We start from the raw sequence: 20772 nt of genomic DNA, 5'->3' as shown, positions 1-20772 counted from the left end.
GCGAACAGCAAGGATTGATAACAATGTCTGAGGCTACCTTAGTAAAACCTCGCCCGGGAGTCCGTGGTAAAGGGCAAGACACGAAATCGTCAGCCACGAAGACAAGCGCTGGCGATCAAACGTTGGTCTTGACCAAAGTGAAACCGAGCGGGCAACAGCGTCGCGTACAACCCCTCGGGCAAAATCCGCTGGTGGAAGAAGCCGGGGGCTTGTTGTCGATTGTAGGGCAAATTCGCAGCACCAGTAATCACAGTGATGTCGGTTTTTTGCAGCAAAGCTGTATTGAAAAAATCCGTGATTATGAAATGCGCTTGCGTTCGTTATCGGTCAGTGGCGACAAAATTGAAGCGGCACGCTATTGCATGTGTTCTTTCATTGATGAAACCGTGCTCAATACCGTTTGGGGCGGTCAGTCGATTTGGTCGATTGAAAGCTTATTGTCGACGTTTCATGGCGAAACGTTCGGCGGTGAATATTTTTATACCCTGCTTGATCGTGCATTGACCGATCCGCGCAGTAATCAGCAGCTGCTCGAGCTGCAGTACATGTGCTTATCGCTGGGTTTTGTCGGCAAGATGCGCTTGGAAGAGCGCGGTATCGATAAGTTAGAAAACTACCGCGAGCAAGTCTATCAAGCACTGAAAAGCTTGCATGGTGACTCTGAGCCGGATCTGTCTCCGGGGTGGAAAAATGCCGTATTACAAGGGGTAGAACCGACCAATGATATGCCGTTATGGGTGTCGGTCTCGGTGTTTTCGGTGTTTATTTTGGCCATGTACATGGGCTTTAACTACCACATTAATGACTACTCCAACAAAGTCTTCAATCAGGTGAATTCGCTGGCACGTTGGGAGCCCCAAGCGCAGCAAGTGGTCGACACCGCGGATCCGGCCTCGTTACGGTTGCAGCAACTACTGCAAACCGAGGTTGAGCGCGGTAGCGTGGAGTTGGTGGAGTTACCCGACCGCGTCAGGGTCATCTTAAAGTCCAGTGAGCTCTTTGCCTCGGGCAGTGCGGAAGTACAAGAAAGTGTGGTCCCTGTGTTGTCGAAAATTGCGCGTGCGCTGGAAACGACAGACGGCCGCATCATGATCACCGGCCACACCGATGACCGGCCTATTTTTACCAGTAAGTACCCGTCTAATTGGCACCTCTCGTTGGCACGTGCAACCGCCGTCGCGAACCGCATGGCAATGGGCACCGATTTGCACGGCCGTTTATGGCCGGAGGGCTTAGGGGATTCTAAGCCACGCGAAGTGAATGACAGTGAAGCAAACCGGGCGCGCAATCGCCGGGTAGAGATCGACTTACTCTTCTTATAATCAGGGATCGGACGGAAGTCATGTTCAAAAAAGGAATGTTCAGACGTATTGGGCAGGTGTTGAGCTCGAAGTGGGCGGTGTCTTTATTAGGCCTACTGGCGATTTCAGTCTTGATCTGGTTTGGTGGGCCATTGGTGGCTATCGCCGGGGCGGAGCCGTTGGCGAGCTCGGTGTCACGTTTATCGGTACTGCTTTTGCTGGCCCTGATCTGGGGGATGGTCAATATATTCCATCTGGCCCGTAAGAAGCAGCAGAATGAAAAAGCGGTGCAGTCCCTCTTAGACGGCAATGATGACAGCGCGATGGCGGATGAAGCGTCACAGCGTGAAATTGACACCCTGCGCGATCGCATTGTTCAAGCCATGTCGGTGCTCAATAGCTCAAGCCGTGGCAAAAATGTGTACCAACTGCCTTGGTATATTTTAATTGGTCCTCCGGGCACCGGTAAAACCACCGCGCTGCACAATTCGGGGTTGGAATTTCCACTCAAAGATCAGTTGGGCAATGATCCGCTCGCCGGTGTGGGCGGAACGCGTCACTGTGATTGGTGGTTCACTAACCAAGCGGTGTTAATTGATACCGCAGGCCGCTATACCACCCAAGACAGTAACAGTGAGCAAGATGCCCGTGCCTGGTTAGGCTTTCTGGGGTTACTGAAAAAATACCGTACCCGTCGCCCGATCAACGGGGCAATTGTGACCGTGAGTTTGGTGAGCTTGCTGACCCAAACACGTACCGAACGTAACTTGCATGCCCGTGCGATCAAGCAACGTATTCAGGAGCTGAAAAACCAACTGGGGATGCATTTCCCGGTGTACGTGGTGATGACCAAAGCCGACTTAGTCGCGGGTTTTAGTGAGTACTTTTCCGATCTCACGCCCGATCAGCGCGAGCAAGTATGGGGGATCACTTTCCCTGAGCATGCCGCGGATGCGGAACGCGGTGTGGTGGGCATGTTCAACAAAGAATTCCACCACTTGTTAGAGCGTTTGGTGAGCCGCATGAATGATCGTATGCAGCAAACCCGTGATATCGACAAGCGTACCCTGATTTATGAATTTCCAAAGCAACTGCGTTTGATCCAATCCGCTGCAGATGACTTCCTCAAAGAAATCTTTGTACCGAACTCATTTGAAGAAGCCCCGATGTTGCGTGGTGTGTACATTGCCAGTGCGACACAAGAAGGGGTGCCTATTGACCGTGTGATGGCGGAAACCTCAGGCAGCTTAGGTTTAGGGCAAGTGCCACTGAAACAGCCGGGGGGCGAAACCAACGGTTATTTCATCAAGCGTTTGTTTGAAGATGTCATTTTCCCTGAGCAGTACATTGGCTCTGTGAACCGTCATCACCAGAAGCAGAACCTGTGGTTACGTCGTGGCGTATTAGCCACCAGTTGTGCCGCGATGGTGGCGATGGGTGCCTTGTGGTTCACCAGCTACAGTTGGAACAAATCCTTGGTGGATGACGCGTCTGTGGCCGTGGCGACCTATCAAGAAATTGTGGCACCGGAACTGACACCGGATACCGATGTGATCACCTTAACGCAGGCTTTGAATGCCTTGCGTGATTTACCGGCCGGTTACAGTGGCAACAAGATCAATGAAGAAGCGTTTAAACATGCGGGTCTGTACCAAGGGGAGAAGCTCGGCCAACCGGCTGTTGCCGCTTACGATCGTGGCCTGCAAGGTTACTTGGCGCCGTTTTTGCTCAATGCCATGCATGACGATATGACGGCAAACCGTGAGCACTTGGAATACCTGTACGAAACGTTGAAAGCGTACTTGATGTTGTTTGATGAAGAGAAATATGACGAGTCACAGGTACTGAGCTGGTTCTCATTGTACTTTGATCGTACGTTCCCTGGAGACATCAACCTATCGCTGCGTGAGTCACTCATGGCGCATACCGTTAACCTGCTAAAAGCCGGTCTGAATGGTGTGACGCAAGATGAAGACGTGATCCTTGCCGCCCGCCATGAATTGACCAATATGTCACTCGCGGAGCGTGCTTACCAGCGTTTGAAAGTCGAGTTCAGCAAGAGCAACGTGCCTGATTTTCGGATCACGGATTTGTTAGGGGCACATAGCCGTAAAATTTTCCAGCGCGCCAGCGGTGTACCGCTCAGCGAAGGGATCCCGAGCTTGTACACCTACAGTGGCTTCCACACCGTCTTCTTGCTTGAAACCCAGCGCATTGTGAAACGCTTGACCGAAGACAGCTGGGTCTACGGCGATAAGATTGATTTAGGGGATGGCACCCGTGATGAAGTGATCAAGGAAGTGAGTGAAAAATACTACCGTGATTACGTCTATGTGTGGGAAGCCTTGCTGGCGGATTTAGAGTTGATCCCTTACCGCAATGTCGATGCCGGCTTGTATCAGGCGCGTGTGCTATCAGGCTCTGAACAGCCAGTACAAACCCTGATTGTTGGTTTGCAAAAGCAATTGCGCTTAACCGCGTTACCGATGAGCAACAATGCTAAAGCCGCCACCGAAGTGGCGGGCAGTGTGGCGAGTGTGGCGCTGGCGCAAAAGAAAAACAACATTAACCGTTATCTACCCAACGACATGCCAGAGATAGACATTGACCTGCCTGGGCAGCCGGTTGAGGAGGCCTTTACCGAGTTGTTGAGTGTGGGTGAAGTGGAATTGCTTGCACTGAAAGAAGCGTTCACCATGCTGCACAACCATTTGGTCAATATCAGCAATTCGGAAAAAGCAGAGAAAATTGCTTACCGCAGCTTATTAAGTGGGGACAAGCAAGCCTCGTTCAATGGCTCGATGACACAAGCGAAACATGCGCTACCCGCACCGTTTACCTTGTGGATTGATGACATCACGATGCAAACCTCCAAGCTGGCCAAGCAAGGCTCTAAGGTGCAGTTGAACACGTTGTGGAAGAACACCGTGGTACGCCAATACCGCTCATCGATTGCCGGTAAGTATCCGTTCTCTGAAGGCGCGGTAAAAGAAGTGAAGATGAAAGACTTTGGTGACTTCTTTGGTCACGGCGGCGTAATGGACAGCTTCTTTGATCAGCATCTGTCGTCCTTCGTTGATACGTCGAAGCGTCGCTGGCGCTTCACCAAAAATATGGGTTTGAGCGATCAATCGCTGGTGGTGTTCCAACGGGCACGGCGCATTCGTGATGCCTTTTTCCCATCGGGCAGTAAGCAGGCCAATGTGGAGTTTGGTTTAACGCCGGTGTCGTTGGACAAACATATCAGCAACTTCAAGTTTGAGTTTGGTGATCAGGAAATGATCTACCGCCATGAGCCGCCGCGTATGACGACGTTCAGCTGGCCGGACCGTAGCCAGTCTACCCCGATCCGTCTGGTCTTTACGCCACCGCGTTCTGGGCATTCGATCACGAAGAATTATCCGGGTAGCTGGGGCTTGTTCCGCCTGCTGGATAATGCGGCGAAACAGCGTCCGAAAACCCGCTCTGACAAGTTAATTAACCTAGAGCACAAAGGGAATCGTGTGACATTGAAACTGCTGCCAAACAGTGTGACCAACCCGTTCTGGTTGGATGATATCGAGCGCTTTGGCGTGCCGGAGAAATTGTAATGGGGCAATTTGGCTATTTTGGCAAAGTGCCTACCCGTGGCGATTTTTTACAAGAGCAATTACCCAGTGCGTTCGTTGACAGTTGGAGTGAATGGCAACAAGCCATTCTGGCTGTGAGTCGGGAGCAACTGGGGGAAGAGTGGGCGGATTGTTACCTCACCAGCCCTGTGTGGCACTTTGCCCTCTCTCCGGGGGCCTGTGGTCGCAGTGGCATGGTGGGCACCCTGATGCCGAGCATTGATCAAGTCGGGCGGCATTTTTTCCTGACGTTAGCGGCCGAGGTGGAAGGGCCTCCGGTGATGTATTGGCATCAGCGTCAGTGGTGCAATGAGACCGAAGAGCAGATCTTCAAAGTGCTGGATGATGACAATGATATTCAGTGCTGGGGAGAGGAAGTAAAGAAAGCGGAATGGTTACCGGACGTTGCCTCTGAATTGCCGGCCATTCAGCAAGGTGCGGAGCAAAGTCAGCAGTATGTGTTGCTGTGTGATGACGAATTACACGCAAACCATCTGTTGCATGCGACGTACCGAGAACAGTTTGATCGTTATTGTATTTGGTGGACCGCGGGTTCCGCGCGTTTGCCTGGATGTATGTTAATCACCAGTGGGTTACCGCTGGTGAGCCAGTTTGCTGCCATGATGGACGGCGACTGGGCGAAATGGGGTTGGTAGAAACCATGAACCGTATAGATTGGCGTTATTTTTCTTATGCACAGAGCCACCCAGGCAAAGTACGTGCGTATAACGAAGATGCATTGTTAGATTGTCCCGATTCGGGCGTATGGGTGGTGGCCGACGGTATGGGCGGGCATCAGGCCGGTGATGTTGCCAGTCAAATGTTGGTGGATATTGTACAGCAACATATTCGTACCGTGCCGAGCAGCATGATTTCGGTGGATTTGCTGCATAACGCACTGCATGACGCAAACCGGCAGATTTTCGACTATTCCGAGCGGTATATGGAAGGCGAAACGGTGGGGACCACCGCCGTGGTGCTGTTCATCCAAAACGGTGAATACCATTGCTTGTGGGTGGGAGACAGCCGGATGTACATGCTGCGTCAGCAACAGTTGATTCAGTGCTCACGCGATCACAGCCAAGTGATGGAGATGGTGGAGCAAGGTTTGCTTGCCGCTGAAGAAGCGGAAAATCACCCGCTGGCGAACGTGATCACACGGGCGATTGGCGTCAATGACGATGTGCTGGTGGACCATGTGTCAGGCCCGTTGATGTTAGGTGACCAATTCCTGCTGTGCTCAGATGGCTTGACCAAAGAGCTAACGGATCAACATCTTGCGCATTGTTTGCAGGCCAATAGCCTGTCGGATTCAGGGTTAGCCTTGATGCATTCCGCGTTGGTGCGTGGTGCCTCAGATAACGTGACGTGTATTTTGGTCCGGGCAACCTGCTTGGAAACGGATGCCAAAGAGCGACTGAGCACACCGGTTAATGACGCCACTGTGCCCGTGTTTCGCGGATAAGTCACAGAGCATGAAACACTTACCCGCAAAGGACTGGGCACAGGCAGGGATGTCGAGATGATAGATTTTGAAGCACTACAGATGGCCATCAGTGATGAATCGCCGACGGGGAATGATCCCCGCCATGATACGTCGCCGTACTCCGCTTACTTTTCGTTGAAGGATGTGCGCAATACCGCCCGTGCTGCTGAACGGCATGCTCTGGTGGATAACGAGCCACTGTTCAGTCTCGCTCACCATTGGACCGAGATTTTGGATCGCGTGCCGACCATTTTGACCACCGAATGCAAAGATTTGGAGTTTGCGGCGTGGTTCATTGAAGCCCTCGCTCGCCATCATGGCTTCCAAGGTTTGAAGGTCGGATTTGATACCGCTACCACCTTGATTGCGCAGTTTTGGACCGATCTGTATCCGATGCCGGATGAAGACGGGATGGAAACTCGCATGGCGCCCATTGTGGGCCTGAACGGGGTGGAAGGGGAAGGCACGTTGTTGTTGCCGATCGCCTGTATTCCGCTGACCGAGCATGATGGTGAGAAAGCGTATTCGCTGTGGGAGTACGAGCAAGCGCTAGAAATTGACCGGCTGGATGAAGACAAGAAAAAGCACCGCATCGACATGGGCGCGATGGATCTAAAAAAGGTGCTGGATGCCGTGAAAGCGACGGATGCGAGCTTCTATGTCCAACTGCATCACGATATTGAACAAGCCATCGCGAGTTTCAATCAATTGGTGGTTGCGATGGATGAAGCCAGCCAATCCTCTTTGCCGAGTTCGCAGATCACCAAGCGGATGCAAGCGTGTTTAGATGCGGTGCAGTACCTCGCTGAAGACAAGTTGAAAGCGGCGGCACCCTTGCCTGTCGAAGACGTGATGATTGAGACGGACGGGGAGGGGGATACCCCTACGCCCCAAACGGCCGCCGCCCATTTAGTGGTGCAACTGAATTCGCGTCAAGAAGCGATCAATAACCTGAAACAGATCGCGGAATTTTTCAAAAAAACCGAACCACATTCCCCCATGGCCTATGGCATTGATCAGGTTGTGCGTTGGAGTGATATGTCATTGCCGGATCTCCTTGAGGAGCTGATCGCAGATGGCGATGCAAGAAAAGGGTATTTCCGCTTAGTGGGTATAGTGCCGGAAAATCATGATTCATAATGTTTGGGCGTTCGTTGGCGAATGATCAAAGTAAGATGTAAATAATAGGGAGAGCAATATGGGAAGTATCCACGGGAAGTTATCACGGGTACGTAAGCCAAGGGTACACATTACCTATGATATCGAAACCGAAGGGGCTAGCGTTAAGAAAGAGCTAGCCTTTGTAGTTGGGGTCATGGGGGACTTTGCGGGTCAAAATATCGATGCATTAAAGCCGATCAAAGACCGTCGTTTTATTCAGATTGATCGTGATAATTTCGATGATGTTCTGAACCGCATGAACCCGAGATTGAAACTGCGTGTGGATAATAAGTTATCGGATGACGATAGCGAGCTAGACGTTCGCTTGAACTTCTCGTCAATGTCAGACTTTGAACCTGCGGCGATTGTGAACCAGGTTGAACCGCTGCGTAAGCTGATGGAAACCCGTAACAAGCTGCGCGATCTCATGACCAAAGTTGACCGCTCTGAAGAACTTGAGAATCTGTTGGAAACCGTCCTCAGCAACACCGAAGATCTGCAAAAATTATCGGACGAATTGAATCAAGGGAAGAAGGAGCCAGCAGAATGAGTCAGCCAATCTCAGAGGCGTTAGATGCCGCTGTTGAAGAACAGACCAGCTCATTGCTTGAGCAGGCGATTTCGGCCACCAAGCAAACCGAAAGCGCGCGCGCGGAAGAGTTGATACGCACGTTGACGGAAGAAGCCCTAAAAGGCACGGTCACGTGGAATAAAAACCTGACGATCACCTTCCGTGAAGCGATTGCCGCGTTGGATAACGCGCTGTCTGTCCAGCTTGCCGAAATCATGCATAACGAACAGTTCCAGAAATTGGAAGGCAGTTGGCGTGGCATGCACCACTTAGTGCACAAGTCTGAAACCGGTCAAACGTTAAAAATCCGTATGCTCAATATCAGCAAGAAAGAAGTGCATAAGGATTTGAGCAAAGCGGTCGAGTTTGATCAAAGCCAGATTTTCAAAAAAGTGTACGAAGCCGAGTTCGGTACGCCGGGCGGCGAACCGTATGGTGCGCTGATCGGTGACTATGAATTTACCAATCACCCTGAAGATATCGAAACCTTGACCTTGATGTCGAATGTCGCCGCTGCGGGCTTCTCGCCATTCTTGTCGGCTGCGTCGCCGAACTTGTTTGGCTTTGACGAGTGGGACGAAGTCAACAAACCGCGTGATTTAGAAAAACTGTTTGATTCGGTGGAATACAGCAAGTGGCGTGCGTTCCGTGAAAGCCAAGACTCGCGTTTCGTGACATTGACCATGCCACGCGTCATGGCACGCTTACCTTACGGCGAAACAACGACACCGATCGAAGAATTCAGATATGAAGAATTCCCGCTTGACCCGATCACTGGGCTATCACAGCGTGTTGATCACGAAGATTACTGCTGGATGAACTCGTCGTACATGTTAGGTACGCGCTTAACAGAGGCGTTTTCTAAGTACGGATTCTGTACGGCGATCCGTGGTGCAGAAGGCGGTGGCCGTGTTGAGAACTTGCCTTCTCACATGTATGTCAGCGATGAAGGTGATCCGGCCATGAAATGCCCGACGGAAATTGGCATTACCGATCGCCGTGAGTCGGAATTGGGTAAATTGGGCTTCCTGCCATTGTGTCACTACAAAAATACCGATTACGCGGTGTTCTTTGGTGCACAAACAACGCAGAAGCCTGTGATTATGGATTCCCCTGAAGCGACGGCGAATGCCGCGATTTCAGCGCGTCTCCCTTACATCATGGCGACCTCGCGTTTTGCCCATTACCTGAAAGTGATGGCGCGAGACAAGATCGGTAGCTTCATGGAAGCGGAAGACGTGGAAAGCTGGCTAAACCGTTGGATTTTGACTTACGTGAATGCGGCGGAAGGGGGCGGTCAGGAGATCCGCGCGAAATACCCATTGGCTGCAGCGAAAGTGCAGGTGAAAGAGATCCCCGGTCAGCCAGGTGCGTATAATGCGATTGCATGGCTACGCCCATGGTTGCAAATGGAAGAACTCACCACGTCGCTGCGTCTTGTGGCGAAAATTCCGGAAATCGGCCACTAAGCGCCCACCCTCAAGAAGCAGGTGACTATCACCTGCTTCTCTCGCCAGACAGGATGTCGAATACATGCAGTCAACGCTTCACTTCATTGATGCTGAGCAGCTTGCCAGTAATGATCAGACAACACACAATGACGATGCGTGGTATGCCCAAACCGATGTGATCGATCAATTCTTAGCAAAGGATGATGACTTCTGGGCATTGCGTATTTGGTTGGAAAAAGACCGTGAGTTTTGTTGGTCAACCTGTACCAAAGACAGCATCCGATTGTTGTTATTACGCGCGATCAAAGCGATAGACACGCGTATTAACGATCAGGTCAATACTATTTTACACCACGACAGTTTTCAAAAAATGGAAGCCAGTTGGCGTGGGTTGCTGTATTTAACCGAACAAATGTCTGAGTTTGATAATGAACTTAGCTGTAAAATAAAAGTCCTGAATTTGACGTGGAAAGAATTAAGTCGAGATATCGGTCGCGCAATTGACTTTGACCAGAGTGACTTATTCCGTCTTGTTTATAATAATGAATTAAATATGCCGGGGGGCGAACCGTTTGGTTTGTTAATCGGGGATTATCATGTTTCACACAAACCAAAGCCGGGTATTCATTATAACGATATCGACACACTAAGAGGTATATGTAATACCGCCGCGGCCGCTTTTGCGCCTTTTGTAACAGGGGCAGCGCCGTCATTTTTTGGTGTGGATCATTATGCTGATTTGGCTAACGTGAATGATATTCAGGCACAGTTTTCACAAATTGAATATAGAAATTGGCGCAGTTTACGTCAAATGGAAGATTCTCGCTTTTTAGGGTTAGCGTTACCGCATGTGTTAATGCGGGCACCATATGAGCAAGATGGTTCGCGTAGGGAAGGGTTTTACTTCAAGGAAACCATTGAAGACCCAAAACGCGATCACCTATGGGGTAACGCAGCCTATGGCTTTGCCGCGGTTGCCCTTCGGGCGTTTACCGAATCGGGCTGGTTCAGCCAGATCCGAGGCTTACAACCGAGTCAATTTAAGCGTGGCTTAGTGTTTAATTTGCCGACGACGTCCTATGTGACGTCACGCCGCACGCGTCTGAGTAAGCCGTCGATTGATTTGCAGGTGGGCGACCGGTTAGAAAAACAGTTATCTGACAGTGGATTCATCCCTGTCTCACCGGTGCCTTACAGTGAGTACTTGGTCTTTTTCAGTAATGCATCGGTCAATTTACCCAAGCATTACGATGTGTTGGGGGCGCAGGTGAATGCCCGTTTGTCCTCCATGCTGCAATATATTTTATGTGTGTCACGTTTTGCTCACTATATCAAAGTGATGGGACGCGAAAAAGTGGGGGCACACAGTACGGCAGACAGTATTGAACGTGAATTCCAGCAATGGATTTTACAATATACCACCGCCACAGAAGATGCGTCTGATGAAGTGCGTTCGCGCTATCCGCTCAATGAAGCGCGGATTAGGGTAAAAGAAAAAGCCGGTCAGTCGGGTCATTATTATTCGATTATTCATTTACGGCCACATTTTCAATTGGACCAAATGGTATCGAGTATCCGGTTAATTACCGAGTTGTCGTCACAAAATAATTAGGAAGGGTTATCCATGAACGCATTAAAAGCATTGTTGCAGGAAGCAAAATTATCTGAGGCAATTACTTATGTTGCTACGCAATTAAAAGACAACCCGGAAGATATTGAGTTGCGCAGCAGTTTCATTGAATTGCTTTGTATTGATGGGCAGTTTGAACGTGCCGACAAGCAGCTTAATTTATTGATCAAACAATATCCGGATTGCCTCGTTGGGGCCGTCAATATTCGCCAATTACTGCGTGCTGCGCAATCGCGTCTCGATTTTGAACAAGGGGCAGCCACCGCCACCTTGGTACGTGAGGTGGATGATGCGTTTTCCGCGATGCTGCAGCTGCGTTTAGCCCTGCGTGAAAAGCAGGCTGAAGATGTGGTGACGTGGGCGCATCAGATAGAAGCACATCGCCAACCTGTCACGATGAACATTGATGGTCAGACGAACAGTGAACTGCGGGATTTGGACGATTCACTGGCGGGTTTCCTCGAATTATTTGGCACTGACGGTAACTATTATTTGGTCCCGTTTGATGCCGTGCAGCGATTGGAAATTTTGCCTGTCAGTTCGTTGATCGAGCAAGTCTGGCGCAAAGTCGATATCGAAATTGAGGGCGGTTTATGTGGTGAAGCCTTCATTCCTATGACCTACATCGGCAGCCAGAGTGATGCAGAAAAACTCGGCCGTGAAACGGACTGGTGTGAGGTGTTGGGCACAGAAGTGTGTGTGGGCACTGGGTTGAAAATGGTGCTGTTTGGTGAAGAAGCATTGGTGCTCTCGCAAATAAGGTGTGCGACGACAGATAGCGCATCCACGGTGGCATAAGGTGACAGAAACATGAAAACCAGTCAGCCGTTAGTGCCTTCACTGCTTGACCGGTTACTTGATGATGCCCCTGAAAATCCGCAATCCCTATCCCGTCCGTTTACCTGGCGGGATATGCGCCACAGCGTGCGCAGAGACTTGGAAAATTTGCTCAATGCCAAAGTGCATTGGCATGTATGGTCTGAGCATTACCCGGAGTTAGATTGCTCGTTGTTGTCTTACGGACTACCCGATTTTTCCTCCATGTCGTTGGGCAGTAAAGATGGGCGTCAAGTGCTGTGTCAGATCATTGAAAGTACGATCCGCAAGTTTGAACCCCGTTTTTCAGATGTTGCGGTATCCGTGGTGGGGGATGATCAGCCCCTTGATCGGATCTTACGTTTGCGTATCCATGCCTTATTCCATGCCACTTCGGAGCCAGAAGAGGTTATTTTTGATTCGGAAGTTGAACCCGTTTGTTTGGGCATCCGCATTAATGAGTCGTAACTATGAGTGATGAAATTCTTAAATATTACAACCGTGAGTTGGCGTATATTCGCCACTTAGGGGCGGATTTTGCTAAGCGCTATCCGAAGGTGGCAGGGCGATTACGCCTGAGTGATGAGCATGTGGAAGACCCGCATGTGTCACGGTTGATTGAAAGCTTTGCGTTACTGACGGCGCAAACCCGTTATTGTCTCGATGACAGTTTTCCGGAGTTGACGGAGGCGCTACTGGGGCAGCTATACCCCGATTACCATGCCACGATCCCGTCGATGTCCATCATTAAAATGACGACGCAGAACATCAATGATAACGGTTTTTTATTGCCAAGAGGGAGCGCAGTAGAAAGCCGGGTTGAAGGATTCAAAACCTGCCGCTTTACCACGTGCTACGACACTGAACTCTGGCCTGTGGAAGTGACACAAGCTCGGTTTGAGAATGCGCCGTTTAAAGCCCCGCAAGCGAACTTTCAAAAATCCGCCCAATCGGTACTGAAGCTGACCTTAAGCTGTGAGTTTGATAACACGCGCTTGAGTACGTTAGGGATAAACAAACTCCGTTTTTACCTGAACGGCCAGGAGCAAATTAGCTACGCGCTGTATCAACGCCTTTTTCGTTCGACCACGGGGATTGCCATTGCGCCGAAAGGGTCGAACACTGCAACCCACTACTTACAAAGTCGCCATATTGCCGCGGTGGGGTTTGAGGATGAGCATGAAGTCGTGCCGTATCAAAAGCGGACCTTCAGTGGTTACCGGTTGTTGGTTGAGCATTTTTTGTTCCCTGAAAAATTTCTGTTTTTCGATTTGATTGATTTAGATCCCCATTGGTTGGGGGATAGCGATGAAATCGATCTCTATATCTATTTTGATGAGAGCGATGATTTTCTGCCTAAACAGGTGACAGAGGATCATGTCTTGCTCGGTTGTACGCCGATCATCAATTTGTTTTCGCAAGATCTTGAACCCATCGAGCTCAAACCCGTACAAACCGAATACCCGCTGATCCCCAATTATGGTGAAGCAGAGGTGTGTGAAGTGATACAGGTGCAGCAAGTCAGTGCACTCGATAAACACCGAAACAAGATCAACATTGCGCCTTTCTACGGCACAGGAATGGGGAATTACCTGACCGAGAATGACATGTTCTGGGCGTTACGCCGTGAGCAGTCCAATTGGGCGGGCGGGCATGATGAACCGGGCTGTGAAAACTACCTGTCGATTGTGGATCCGAATGCGCGCAGTGTGGAAGTCGATGAAGCCGAACATTGGCTGGTGACCGTCAATGCCTTATGCAGCAACCGTAACTTACCCGTGCGCTTGCCCTTTGGCGGTGGACAACCTGCCATGAACATTGTGCGACGCGCCGATAAATTGAAAGAAGTACGGTGCTTAACCGCGCCGACCCAACCGGTACGCCCTCAACTGTTAGATAAAACCCGCTGGCAGTTTGCCAAGCATCTGACCTTAAATCACTTTTCCGGCGAGCACGGGCTGGATGTATTGAAAGAAACCTTGAAACTGTACGATTTTGAGCAAACGCCACAGAGCAAGGCCTTGATAGAAGCAATCACCGATATGCAGATCCAACCGGCCAATGCGCGGGTGGTCAAACATGGTCGTGTGGGCTTTTGTCACGGTTCCGATATTGAACTGGAGTTCAGCAGTATTGAACTGTCAGGCACCAATTTGTTTTTCTTTGGTTGTGTGCTGTCGCACTTTTTCTCTCAATATACCGCCATTAATAGCTTTATCCGTTTGAGCGTGCGTTTTCGTGGGCAATCGGAACGATTTTATCGCTGGCCAGCCAGTGCTGGGGGCAAGGCGTTATTGTGAAGATCAGTCAACTCATTAAACAGATCGACCACGATGATTTTTACCGTGCGGTGTACACCCTACAACGGGCGATGCTCGACGATCATGAAGAAAGTGAAGTTGGAACCGATACCTTGCCCGTCAATGAGCGGATCCGGTTTAAAGCGTCGCAAAACTTAGGCTTCCCCGGAGCCGCTATTGAGCAGGTGAAGGAAGCCAAAAATCTCAACGGCAAAGACCGGTTGGATGTGACCGTGAATTTCATGGGGCTAACCGGCCCCAGTGGGGTGCTGCCGCGCCATTACACGGAAACCGTGATGCAGCGTTCGCGCTTAAAAGACGTGGCGATACGCGAATTCTTTGACTTGTTTAATCACCGTTTGATCGCCTTGCGTTATCGCGCATGGGAAAAATATCAGTATCCCATTCAGCACGAGCGATACCTTAGTGGGCAGTCTTCTTCCATTGATACCGTGTTGCAGTCATTAACCGGGGCGACTCAGCCGCTGGATGTGTATTTGGGGGGCTTGTTTGCCAACCCGGTACGCAACACCCAAAGTTTACGACAAGCCTTGGAAGCGATCAGTGGTTGTACGGTGACAGTGGATGAATTTGTCGGGCGTTGGATCCATCTAGAGCCGGAAGAGCAAAGCCGACTGGGTTCCTCGTTGCAGCCAGAAGGCCAACATGCCCAACTCGGCGTCAGTTGCATGCTAGGGCAACGGTCGTGGGATTTATCGTCCGCGTTGGATATTGATATCAAAGCGAGTGATCGCCAAATGGCGACGGCGTTGATGAGCCGGGGGGATATGTTTTTTACGCTGCAAAGCGTGGTGGCGCATTACGTTCCGCCAGCGATCAGCGTCGATTGGTATTTAGTGACCACTTACCAAAACCTGCCTGTTGCGAGCTTGGACGGCAAAGGGTTGGGCTTAGGGCTGGGTGGGGCATTAATGAGTAACCACCAGCTCAAGGATCAAATATTACGCATCCCGGTGGGATCGCGGAGTGAACGCATTGGAAATCATACGCGCTAAGCGTGATGCGAAGCATTGAAAATAAGGGAGTGTTCCATGTCAACAATGACGTTGAAGTCGTTAGTCGATAAATTATCGCCACAGTGTAAAAGTCAGCTTGAAGCGGCGGCAGCGTTATGTAACAGCCGCAGCCATTTTAGTGTCGAAATCCAGCATTGGTTAGCCGTGTTGGCGGATGACCAACAAGGGGATTTGGTGCGTATTACCACGCACTTTCATTTGGATTTGCCCGCGCTACAAAACGAGTTACGCCAAGGGCTAGAGAAACTGAGTACGGGTAACAGCAGCACACCGGGATTGTCACCGCATATTGTCGCCTTGTTACGTGCCGCTTGGATGGCGGCCACCATTGATTTTGGTGATCCGCAGATCCGCAGTGTGCACCTGATTTATGCCCTGCTTAAAGATGACAGCTTAGCATCACTGGTGCTACGCAATGTGCGTTCACTGGGACAGATTGATCCGGCAGAGTTATTGATCAGCTGGCCTGCGATTGACGCAGAATCGGGTGAGACCTCCGCGGCCAGCGATGGCGACGCACAAGCTCAATCATCCATCAATGCGCAGGCACTGGATCAATATACGATTGATCTGACCGCACAGGCGCGTGCGGGCGAGATTGACCCGATTTTGGGACGAGATAACGAAATTCGCCAAATGGTGGATATTCTGACCCGTCGTCGTCAGAACAACCCGATTTTAACCGGTGAAGCTGGGGTGGGGAAAACGGCCGTGGTGGAAGGGTTGGCGCAGCGGATCAGTCAAGGCGATGTGCCGGATGTACTGAAAACCGTGTCGATTCGCGTGTTGGACTTGGCGTTATTGCAAGCCGGTGCGGGCATGAAAGGCGAGTTTGAAAACCGCCTGAAAACCATCATCAAAGAAGTAAAGGCCTCGCCGACACCGATTATTTTGTTTATTGATGAAGCGCATACCTTGATTGGCAGTGGTGGGCAAGCAGGGCAAAATGATGCCGCTAACTTGCTTAAACCGGCGCTCGCACGTGGTGAGCTACGCACCATTGCTGCTACAACGTGGGCGGAATACAAAAAATACTTTGAAAAAGATGCCGCACTCACACGCCGCTTCCAAGTGGTGAAAGTGGAAGAACCGGACGAAGCGACCGCCGTGGTGATGCTACGTGGGTTGTTGCCAGTGATGGAAGCCCACCACAATGTAGTGATCACGGATAATGCCTTACAGGCCGCCGTGAAACTGTCTAGCCGTTACATTAATGGCCGTCAACTGCCGGACAAAGCCGTGGCCTTGCTGGATACCGCCTGTGCGCGTGTCGCCATGAGCCAAGCAAGTATGCCGGGGAAAGTGGAAGATCTGACGCGTCATCAGCAACAACTGACGGATGAAATGGCGGTCCTCGAAAAAGAGCAGATCACAGGCACAGACCACAGTGAAAAGCTCCACGCCTTAACGGAAAAGCGTGAGCAAATTCGTGCTGATTTGGCACTGGCTGAAGCACAGTGGGAAAGTGAATCCGGTCTGGTTGAGCAAGCCAAAGGGTTATTGCATAGCTTGGTGGCGGCAGAGTCAGAGAACGAAGCCGACGATAAAACGCAATTGCAGAGCATTAAGCAAAGCCTTGGCGAGAACAGCGATCCGATGGTGTTCTTGGAAGTTGACGAAGTGCTGGTGGCTGAAGTGATTTCTGACTGGACGGGGATCCCGCTTGGTCGGATGCAAAGTGACGAAATCGAAAGCATTCTTACGTTAGATGCGCGCATGAAATCGCGCGTGATTGGTCAAGATCATGCACTCGATTTGATCAGTAAAGTGGCACAAACCGCCCGTGCGCAACTCAGTGATGAACGTAAGCCAAACGGGGTGTTCTTACTGACGGGCCCGAGTGGGGTAGGTAAAACAGAATCGGCCTTGGCTCTGGCTGAGCAGGTGTACGGCAGTGAAGATAACGTCACTGTGATTAACATGTCGGAGTTCAAAGAAGAGCACAAGGTGTCACTGTTGTTGGGCTCACCCCCGGGGTATGTGGGCTTTGGCGAAGGCGGGATCCTGACGGAAGCGGTACGCCGTAAGCCGTACAGTGTGATTTTGCTGGATGAGATGGAAAAGGCCCACCCCGGGGTGCAGGACATTTTCTATCAAGTGTTTGATAAAGGGACGATCAAAGACGGTGAAGGCCGTGATATCGACTTTAAAAACACCATCATCATCATGACCTCGAACGTCGGCACCGATACCACCATCGAGTTGTATGATGATGAAGAAACCGCACCGTCCATTGAGGGGCTGAAAAAAGCGTTGCAGGATGACTTGCTGAAAGTCTTTAAACCGGCGTTTTTAGGCCGAATTAATGTGATCCCTTATATTCCTCTTACGCAAGAGGTACTGGCCAATATTATTCATCTGCAATTAGGACGTATTGGTAAACGGGTGAAAGAACACCATAATGCGCACTTTGAATATACTGACGAAGTTGTTAGTTATTTGAATATTAACTGTTTTGACAGTAATTCAGGGGCGCGTGCCATTCAAAACAATTTGCAAAATATCCTATTGCCTATGTTGTCAGCAGAAATACTGTCTCGATTGGCTGACAAATCTTGCTTTAATAACATATTGGTCGATATGGAAAATGGCACATACAAGGTGAATTTTCACTGAGATGTATCCGGATACATGAATAAATTGCGAGGCAATTCATAATCCGATTTTTCTTTGGTTAATTATAGCGAATTAGTCAGGGATAATAAGTGAGGTCTAATGGTGAATACGTCATATTCATTGAATGCTTAGTAAGTGATTCATTAATGATACGCACCATTAGTCATTGATATATTGTCAGACGAAATCGTTAATGGCGACAATGCCCGCTCAGGGTAAATTCTTAATGCTACAGGAGATTAGCATGCAATCGAATACTTACTTGGACTATAACGGAATTAGAGGTGAGGCGACCGCTGAAGGTTTCAAAGATAAAATCACGCTATTGTCTGTTGACTGGAGCGTTGGTCGTGAAATCACGTCTTACACAGGTACGTCTCACGACCGTGAAGCCAGTGCTGCACGTCTATACGATTTGACAATCACTAAGCTGCAAGACCGTTCTTCAACGTTGTTATTCCAAGAAGCAACGATTGGTAAAGGTGTACCAGCGACTTTCTACATCACTAAGCAGGGTGATAAAGTAGAAGAAATCATGAACATCAAACTGACTGATGCCATGATCTCTAACTTCAGCGTGTCTATCCAAGACGACCGCCCAGTAGAAACGATCACCATTTCTTACACTGAAATGGTAATGACCGTGCTTCCTTCTAACGATCAGAACAACAATGATGGCCAGTTCGTATACGGCTACAGCGGTGTACTTGGTCAGAAAATGTAAGCATACAAAATGGTTACGGGATAGGTTTTCTATCCCGTACTTTATGTTTATACCCAAGCGCCCTCACTAAAAAATACACTGTCTTGAGGTTGTTTGGGTATAAAGCAGTGGCTTGGATAGAATACCCATGAAAAAAGCGTCACAAGATAATAACATTCTAAAAATTGAAACGCCGTTAGGCAAAGATGTTTTTCATATTACCAAAGCGGAAATCCAAGAAGGGATTTCCATGCTTTTTTCTATTCAAGCACATGTCTATACCAATGGCCAATTAATCAGTGCAAATGACATAATTGGTCAGTCCGTTTCAATTACCCTTCTTAATACCATCGACGATGCCGTAGTGGAAAAATACTATAACGGTATTGTGACGGCTATTCGCTCTGCAGGCAGTCGCGTACCGTCGATGGCAGAAGGCGAAAAATATCAGGACTATGTCTTAGAGATCAGTCCGGGCTGTCAATTCCTTTCACAACGCAGTAATTGCCGTATATTTCAAAAACTCAATGTGATTGAGATTGTAAAAGGCATTTTGGCTGAGCATGGCGTGAGGGTGAAGACCCAACTTATACAGACCTACCCTATTTACGATTACAAAGTGCAGTATCATGAATCTGATCTGGATTTTGTTCACCGTCTGCTTGAGCAAGAAGGGATATTTTATTTCTTCCAGCACGAAAAAGACGCCCATTATTTGATACTGGCCGATGATTTAACGGCGTATGCCCCCTGCGCGGAAGAGCAGGTTGCGTTTACCTCTGGCAGTTTGGCGGAATCTCATATTCACACGTGGTCAAGCGGACTGGAAGTGGTGCCTGGCAGCAGTGTGAAACAAGGGTACGATTTCATCAAACCAACCAGTAAGCCACAGGGGCAATGTGTGGATGCGGCGTTGGTTCCGCAGCAGGGCCAGACGGAAGTCTATGAATATTTGGCCGAGTCAGAGTTTCTGACACGGGCCACCAATGCGGCCAATATGACGGTTGATGCGCTGCAACGCGACGCGGAATTGTCCTCTGGTGGCAGTAACTGTCGCAGTTTTAATGCTGGGCAGTTTTTTACTTTCAAGTTTCATGAAGATAAGCGTTTAGAAGGGAAAAGCTTTCTGATCACCCAGCTGAATATGGAAGTGTCCATTACCAGCCAGACTGGGGCGAGCAAAAATGCTTACCAAACGGTTCAAAACCAGTTTACCTGTGTGCCGAAAGAAACCCTATACCGTCCCTTACTCTTGACGCCTAAACCGCGTGTCTATGGTGCACAAACCGCCCGTGTGACCGGCGATGAAGGCGACGAAATTTGCATCGACAAATACGGGCGCGTGAAAGTGCTATTCCATTGGGATCGCGAAGGGGCCGCTGACAGTACCAGTTCCTGCTGGATCCGAGTGGCGCAGAATTGGGCGGGTAACCGTTGGGGCGCTTTCTTCTTCCCACGAGTGGGGCAAGAAGTCTTAGTCGAGTTTCTTGATGGTGATCCGGATCAGCCGATCATCAGTGGCGCACTGTATAACGGTGATAATAATCCGCCTTACGATCTGCCTGCGCAGAAAACCGTGAGTGGGATAAAAAGCCGCTCAACCAAAGAAGGCAGCAGTGCCAATTTCAATGAGATCCGGTTTGATGATGAAAAAGGCGAAGAGCTGTTTTACATCCATGCCGAGAAAGATCATCACACCCACATTGAAAACGATCAGCAAGTCTTAATCGAAAATGATGCGCTGCAGCACATCATGAATAATCTCACGCTGAACGTGGATAACAATGTTCAGCAAACGGTACAAAACGACCTGACTTCAACCGTGAATAACAACCAAACCGAAACCATCGGTAAAGAGTTGGTGATTGATGCGGGGAACAAGATTGTATTGAAATCCGGTGGCGCGACCATCACCTTGTCTAGCGATGGCACGGTTGATATTAAAGGTAACAGTATATCGATCAACGGTAGCACGATTGCACTTAAAGCCGGATCTATTGCGTTGAACTAACACCACACCGATAAACAAGCATGGCGAGAAAGCCCAGCAGTATAGGATCAGATCGCAACAGCGGTAGTGAGGGCAAAGGCG

The 20772-nt window shown here is 49.8% G+C and carries 15 protein-coding genes; all 15 read left to right on the top strand.

Annotation, left to right across the window (positions count from 1 at the left end; translation table 11 throughout):
- Positions 1-23: 23 nt before the first annotated feature.
- Complete coding sequence (tssL, locus tag L4C36_RS17895) at positions 24-1322, top strand: type VI secretion system protein TssL, long form (protein WP_428479166.1); 1299 nt, start codon at positions 24-26, stop codon at positions 1320-1322.
- A gap of 20 nt (positions 1323-1342) precedes the next feature.
- Positions 1343-4891 (top strand): type VI secretion system membrane subunit TssM, encoded by a 3549-nt coding sequence (gene tssM / locus L4C36_RS17890; RefSeq protein WP_428479165.1) that lies wholly within the window; start codon positions 1343-1345, stop codon positions 4889-4891.
- Complete coding sequence (gene tagF, locus L4C36_RS17885; RefSeq protein ID WP_428479164.1) at positions 4891-5565, top strand: type VI secretion system-associated protein TagF; 675 nt, start codon at positions 4891-4893, stop codon at positions 5563-5565. The genes tssM and tagF overlap by 1 nt, the downstream gene beginning before the upstream one ends.
- A 14-nt stretch (positions 5566-5579) precedes the next feature.
- Complete coding sequence (locus L4C36_RS17880; RefSeq protein ID WP_428479173.1) at positions 5580-6374, top strand: PP2C family protein-serine/threonine phosphatase; 795 nt, start codon at positions 5580-5582, stop codon at positions 6372-6374.
- 57 nt (positions 6375-6431) lie between these two features.
- Positions 6432-7535 (top strand): type VI secretion system protein TssA, encoded by a 1104-nt coding sequence (tssA, locus tag L4C36_RS17875; protein WP_428479163.1) that lies wholly within the window; start codon positions 6432-6434, stop codon positions 7533-7535.
- 58 nt (positions 7536-7593) lie between these two features.
- Positions 7594-8106 carry a type VI secretion system contractile sheath small subunit gene (gene tssB / locus L4C36_RS17870; RefSeq protein ID WP_428479162.1) on the top strand — a complete coding sequence of 171 codons (513 nt, stop codon included), beginning with the start codon at positions 7594-7596 and terminating at the stop codon, positions 8104-8106.
- Complete coding sequence (tssC, locus tag L4C36_RS17865) at positions 8103-9596, top strand: type VI secretion system contractile sheath large subunit (protein ID WP_428479161.1); 1494 nt, start codon at positions 8103-8105, stop codon at positions 9594-9596. Before tssB ends, tssC (L4C36_RS17865) begins: the two co-directional genes overlap by 4 nt.
- A gap of 64 nt (positions 9597-9660) precedes the next feature.
- Positions 9661-11190, top strand: coding sequence for a type VI secretion system contractile sheath large subunit (tssC, locus tag L4C36_RS17860; protein ID WP_428479160.1), 1530 nt, complete (start codon positions 9661-9663; stop codon positions 11188-11190).
- A gap of 12 nt (positions 11191-11202) precedes the next feature.
- Positions 11203-12006 (top strand): type VI secretion system accessory protein TagJ, encoded by an 804-nt coding sequence (locus L4C36_RS17855; RefSeq protein ID WP_428479159.1) that lies wholly within the window; start codon positions 11203-11205, stop codon positions 12004-12006.
- 12 nt (positions 12007-12018) lie between these two features.
- The gene (gene tssE / locus L4C36_RS17850; RefSeq protein WP_428479158.1) at positions 12019-12492 is read left to right on the top strand and encodes a type VI secretion system baseplate subunit TssE; all 474 of its coding nucleotides are present in this window, start codon (positions 12019-12021) and stop codon (positions 12490-12492) included.
- A gap of 2 nt (positions 12493-12494) precedes the next feature.
- A complete protein-coding gene (tssF, locus tag L4C36_RS17845) occupies positions 12495-14324 on the top strand; it encodes a type VI secretion system baseplate subunit TssF (RefSeq protein ID WP_428479157.1) in 1830 nt (609 codons plus the stop codon).
- A complete protein-coding gene (gene tssG / locus L4C36_RS17840; protein ID WP_428479156.1) occupies positions 14321-15340 on the top strand; it encodes a type VI secretion system baseplate subunit TssG in 1020 nt (339 codons plus the stop codon). The genes tssF and tssG overlap by 4 nt, the downstream gene beginning before the upstream one ends.
- Positions 15341-15376: 36 nt before the next feature.
- Positions 15377-17977 (top strand): type VI secretion system ATPase TssH, encoded by a 2601-nt coding sequence (gene tssH, locus L4C36_RS17835; protein WP_428479155.1) that lies wholly within the window; start codon positions 15377-15379, stop codon positions 17975-17977.
- 244 nt (positions 17978-18221) lie between these two features.
- Positions 18222-18701, top strand: a complete 480-nt coding sequence (locus L4C36_RS17830) for an Hcp family type VI secretion system effector (protein WP_428479154.1) — start codon at positions 18222-18224, stop codon at positions 18699-18701.
- A gap of 127 nt (positions 18702-18828) precedes the next feature.
- Entirely contained in the window at positions 18829-20691 is a 1863-nt protein-coding gene (gene tssI / locus L4C36_RS17825) for a type VI secretion system tip protein TssI/VgrG (protein WP_428479153.1), read from the top strand.
- Positions 20692-20772: the final 81 nt, after the last annotated feature.

The sequence above is a fragment of the Photobacterium japonica genome (genome assembly GCF_050337005.1).
Taxonomy (GTDB): Bacteria; Pseudomonadota; Gammaproteobacteria; order Enterobacterales; family Vibrionaceae; genus Photobacterium; species Photobacterium japonica.
Note: the sequence above shows the minus strand (reverse complement) of the source record. Positions and strands in the feature narration are given on the sequence as shown.

Bases quoted from the DNA above. Each gene is read 5' to 3' on its own strand.
- tssB (WP_428479162.1), top strand. From the start codon at position 7,594: ATGGGAAGTATCCACGGGAAGTTATCACGGGTACGTAAGCCAAGGGTA.
- tssM (WP_428479165.1), top strand. From the start codon at position 1,343: ATGTTCAAAAAAGGAATGTTCAGACGTATTGGGCAGGTGTTGAGCTCG.
- tssC (WP_428479160.1), top strand. From the start codon at position 9,661: ATGCAGTCAACGCTTCACTTCATTGATGCTGAGCAGCTTGCCAGTAAT.
- tssF (WP_428479157.1), top strand. From the start codon at position 12,495: ATGAGTGATGAAATTCTTAAATATTACAACCGTGAGTTGGCGTATATT.
- tssE (WP_428479158.1), top strand. From the start codon at position 12,019: ATGAAAACCAGTCAGCCGTTAGTGCCTTCACTGCTTGACCGGTTACTT.
- tssH (WP_428479155.1), top strand. From the start codon at position 15,377: ATGTCAACAATGACGTTGAAGTCGTTAGTCGATAAATTATCGCCACAG.
- tssL (WP_428479166.1), top strand. From the start codon at position 24: ATGTCTGAGGCTACCTTAGTAAAACCTCGCCCGGGAGTCCGTGGTAAA.
- tssC (WP_428479161.1), top strand. From the start codon at position 8,103: ATGAGTCAGCCAATCTCAGAGGCGTTAGATGCCGCTGTTGAAGAACAG.
- tssI (WP_428479153.1), top strand. From the start codon at position 18,829: ATGAAAAAAGCGTCACAAGATAATAACATTCTAAAAATTGAAACGCCG.
- tssA (WP_428479163.1), top strand. From the start codon at position 6,432: ATGATAGATTTTGAAGCACTACAGATGGCCATCAGTGATGAATCGCCG.
- tagF (WP_428479164.1), top strand. From the start codon at position 4,891: ATGGGGCAATTTGGCTATTTTGGCAAAGTGCCTACCCGTGGCGATTTT.
- L4C36_RS17830 (WP_428479154.1), top strand. From the start codon at position 18,222: ATGCAATCGAATACTTACTTGGACTATAACGGAATTAGAGGTGAGGCG.
- L4C36_RS17855 (WP_428479159.1), top strand. From the start codon at position 11,203: ATGAACGCATTAAAAGCATTGTTGCAGGAAGCAAAATTATCTGAGGCA.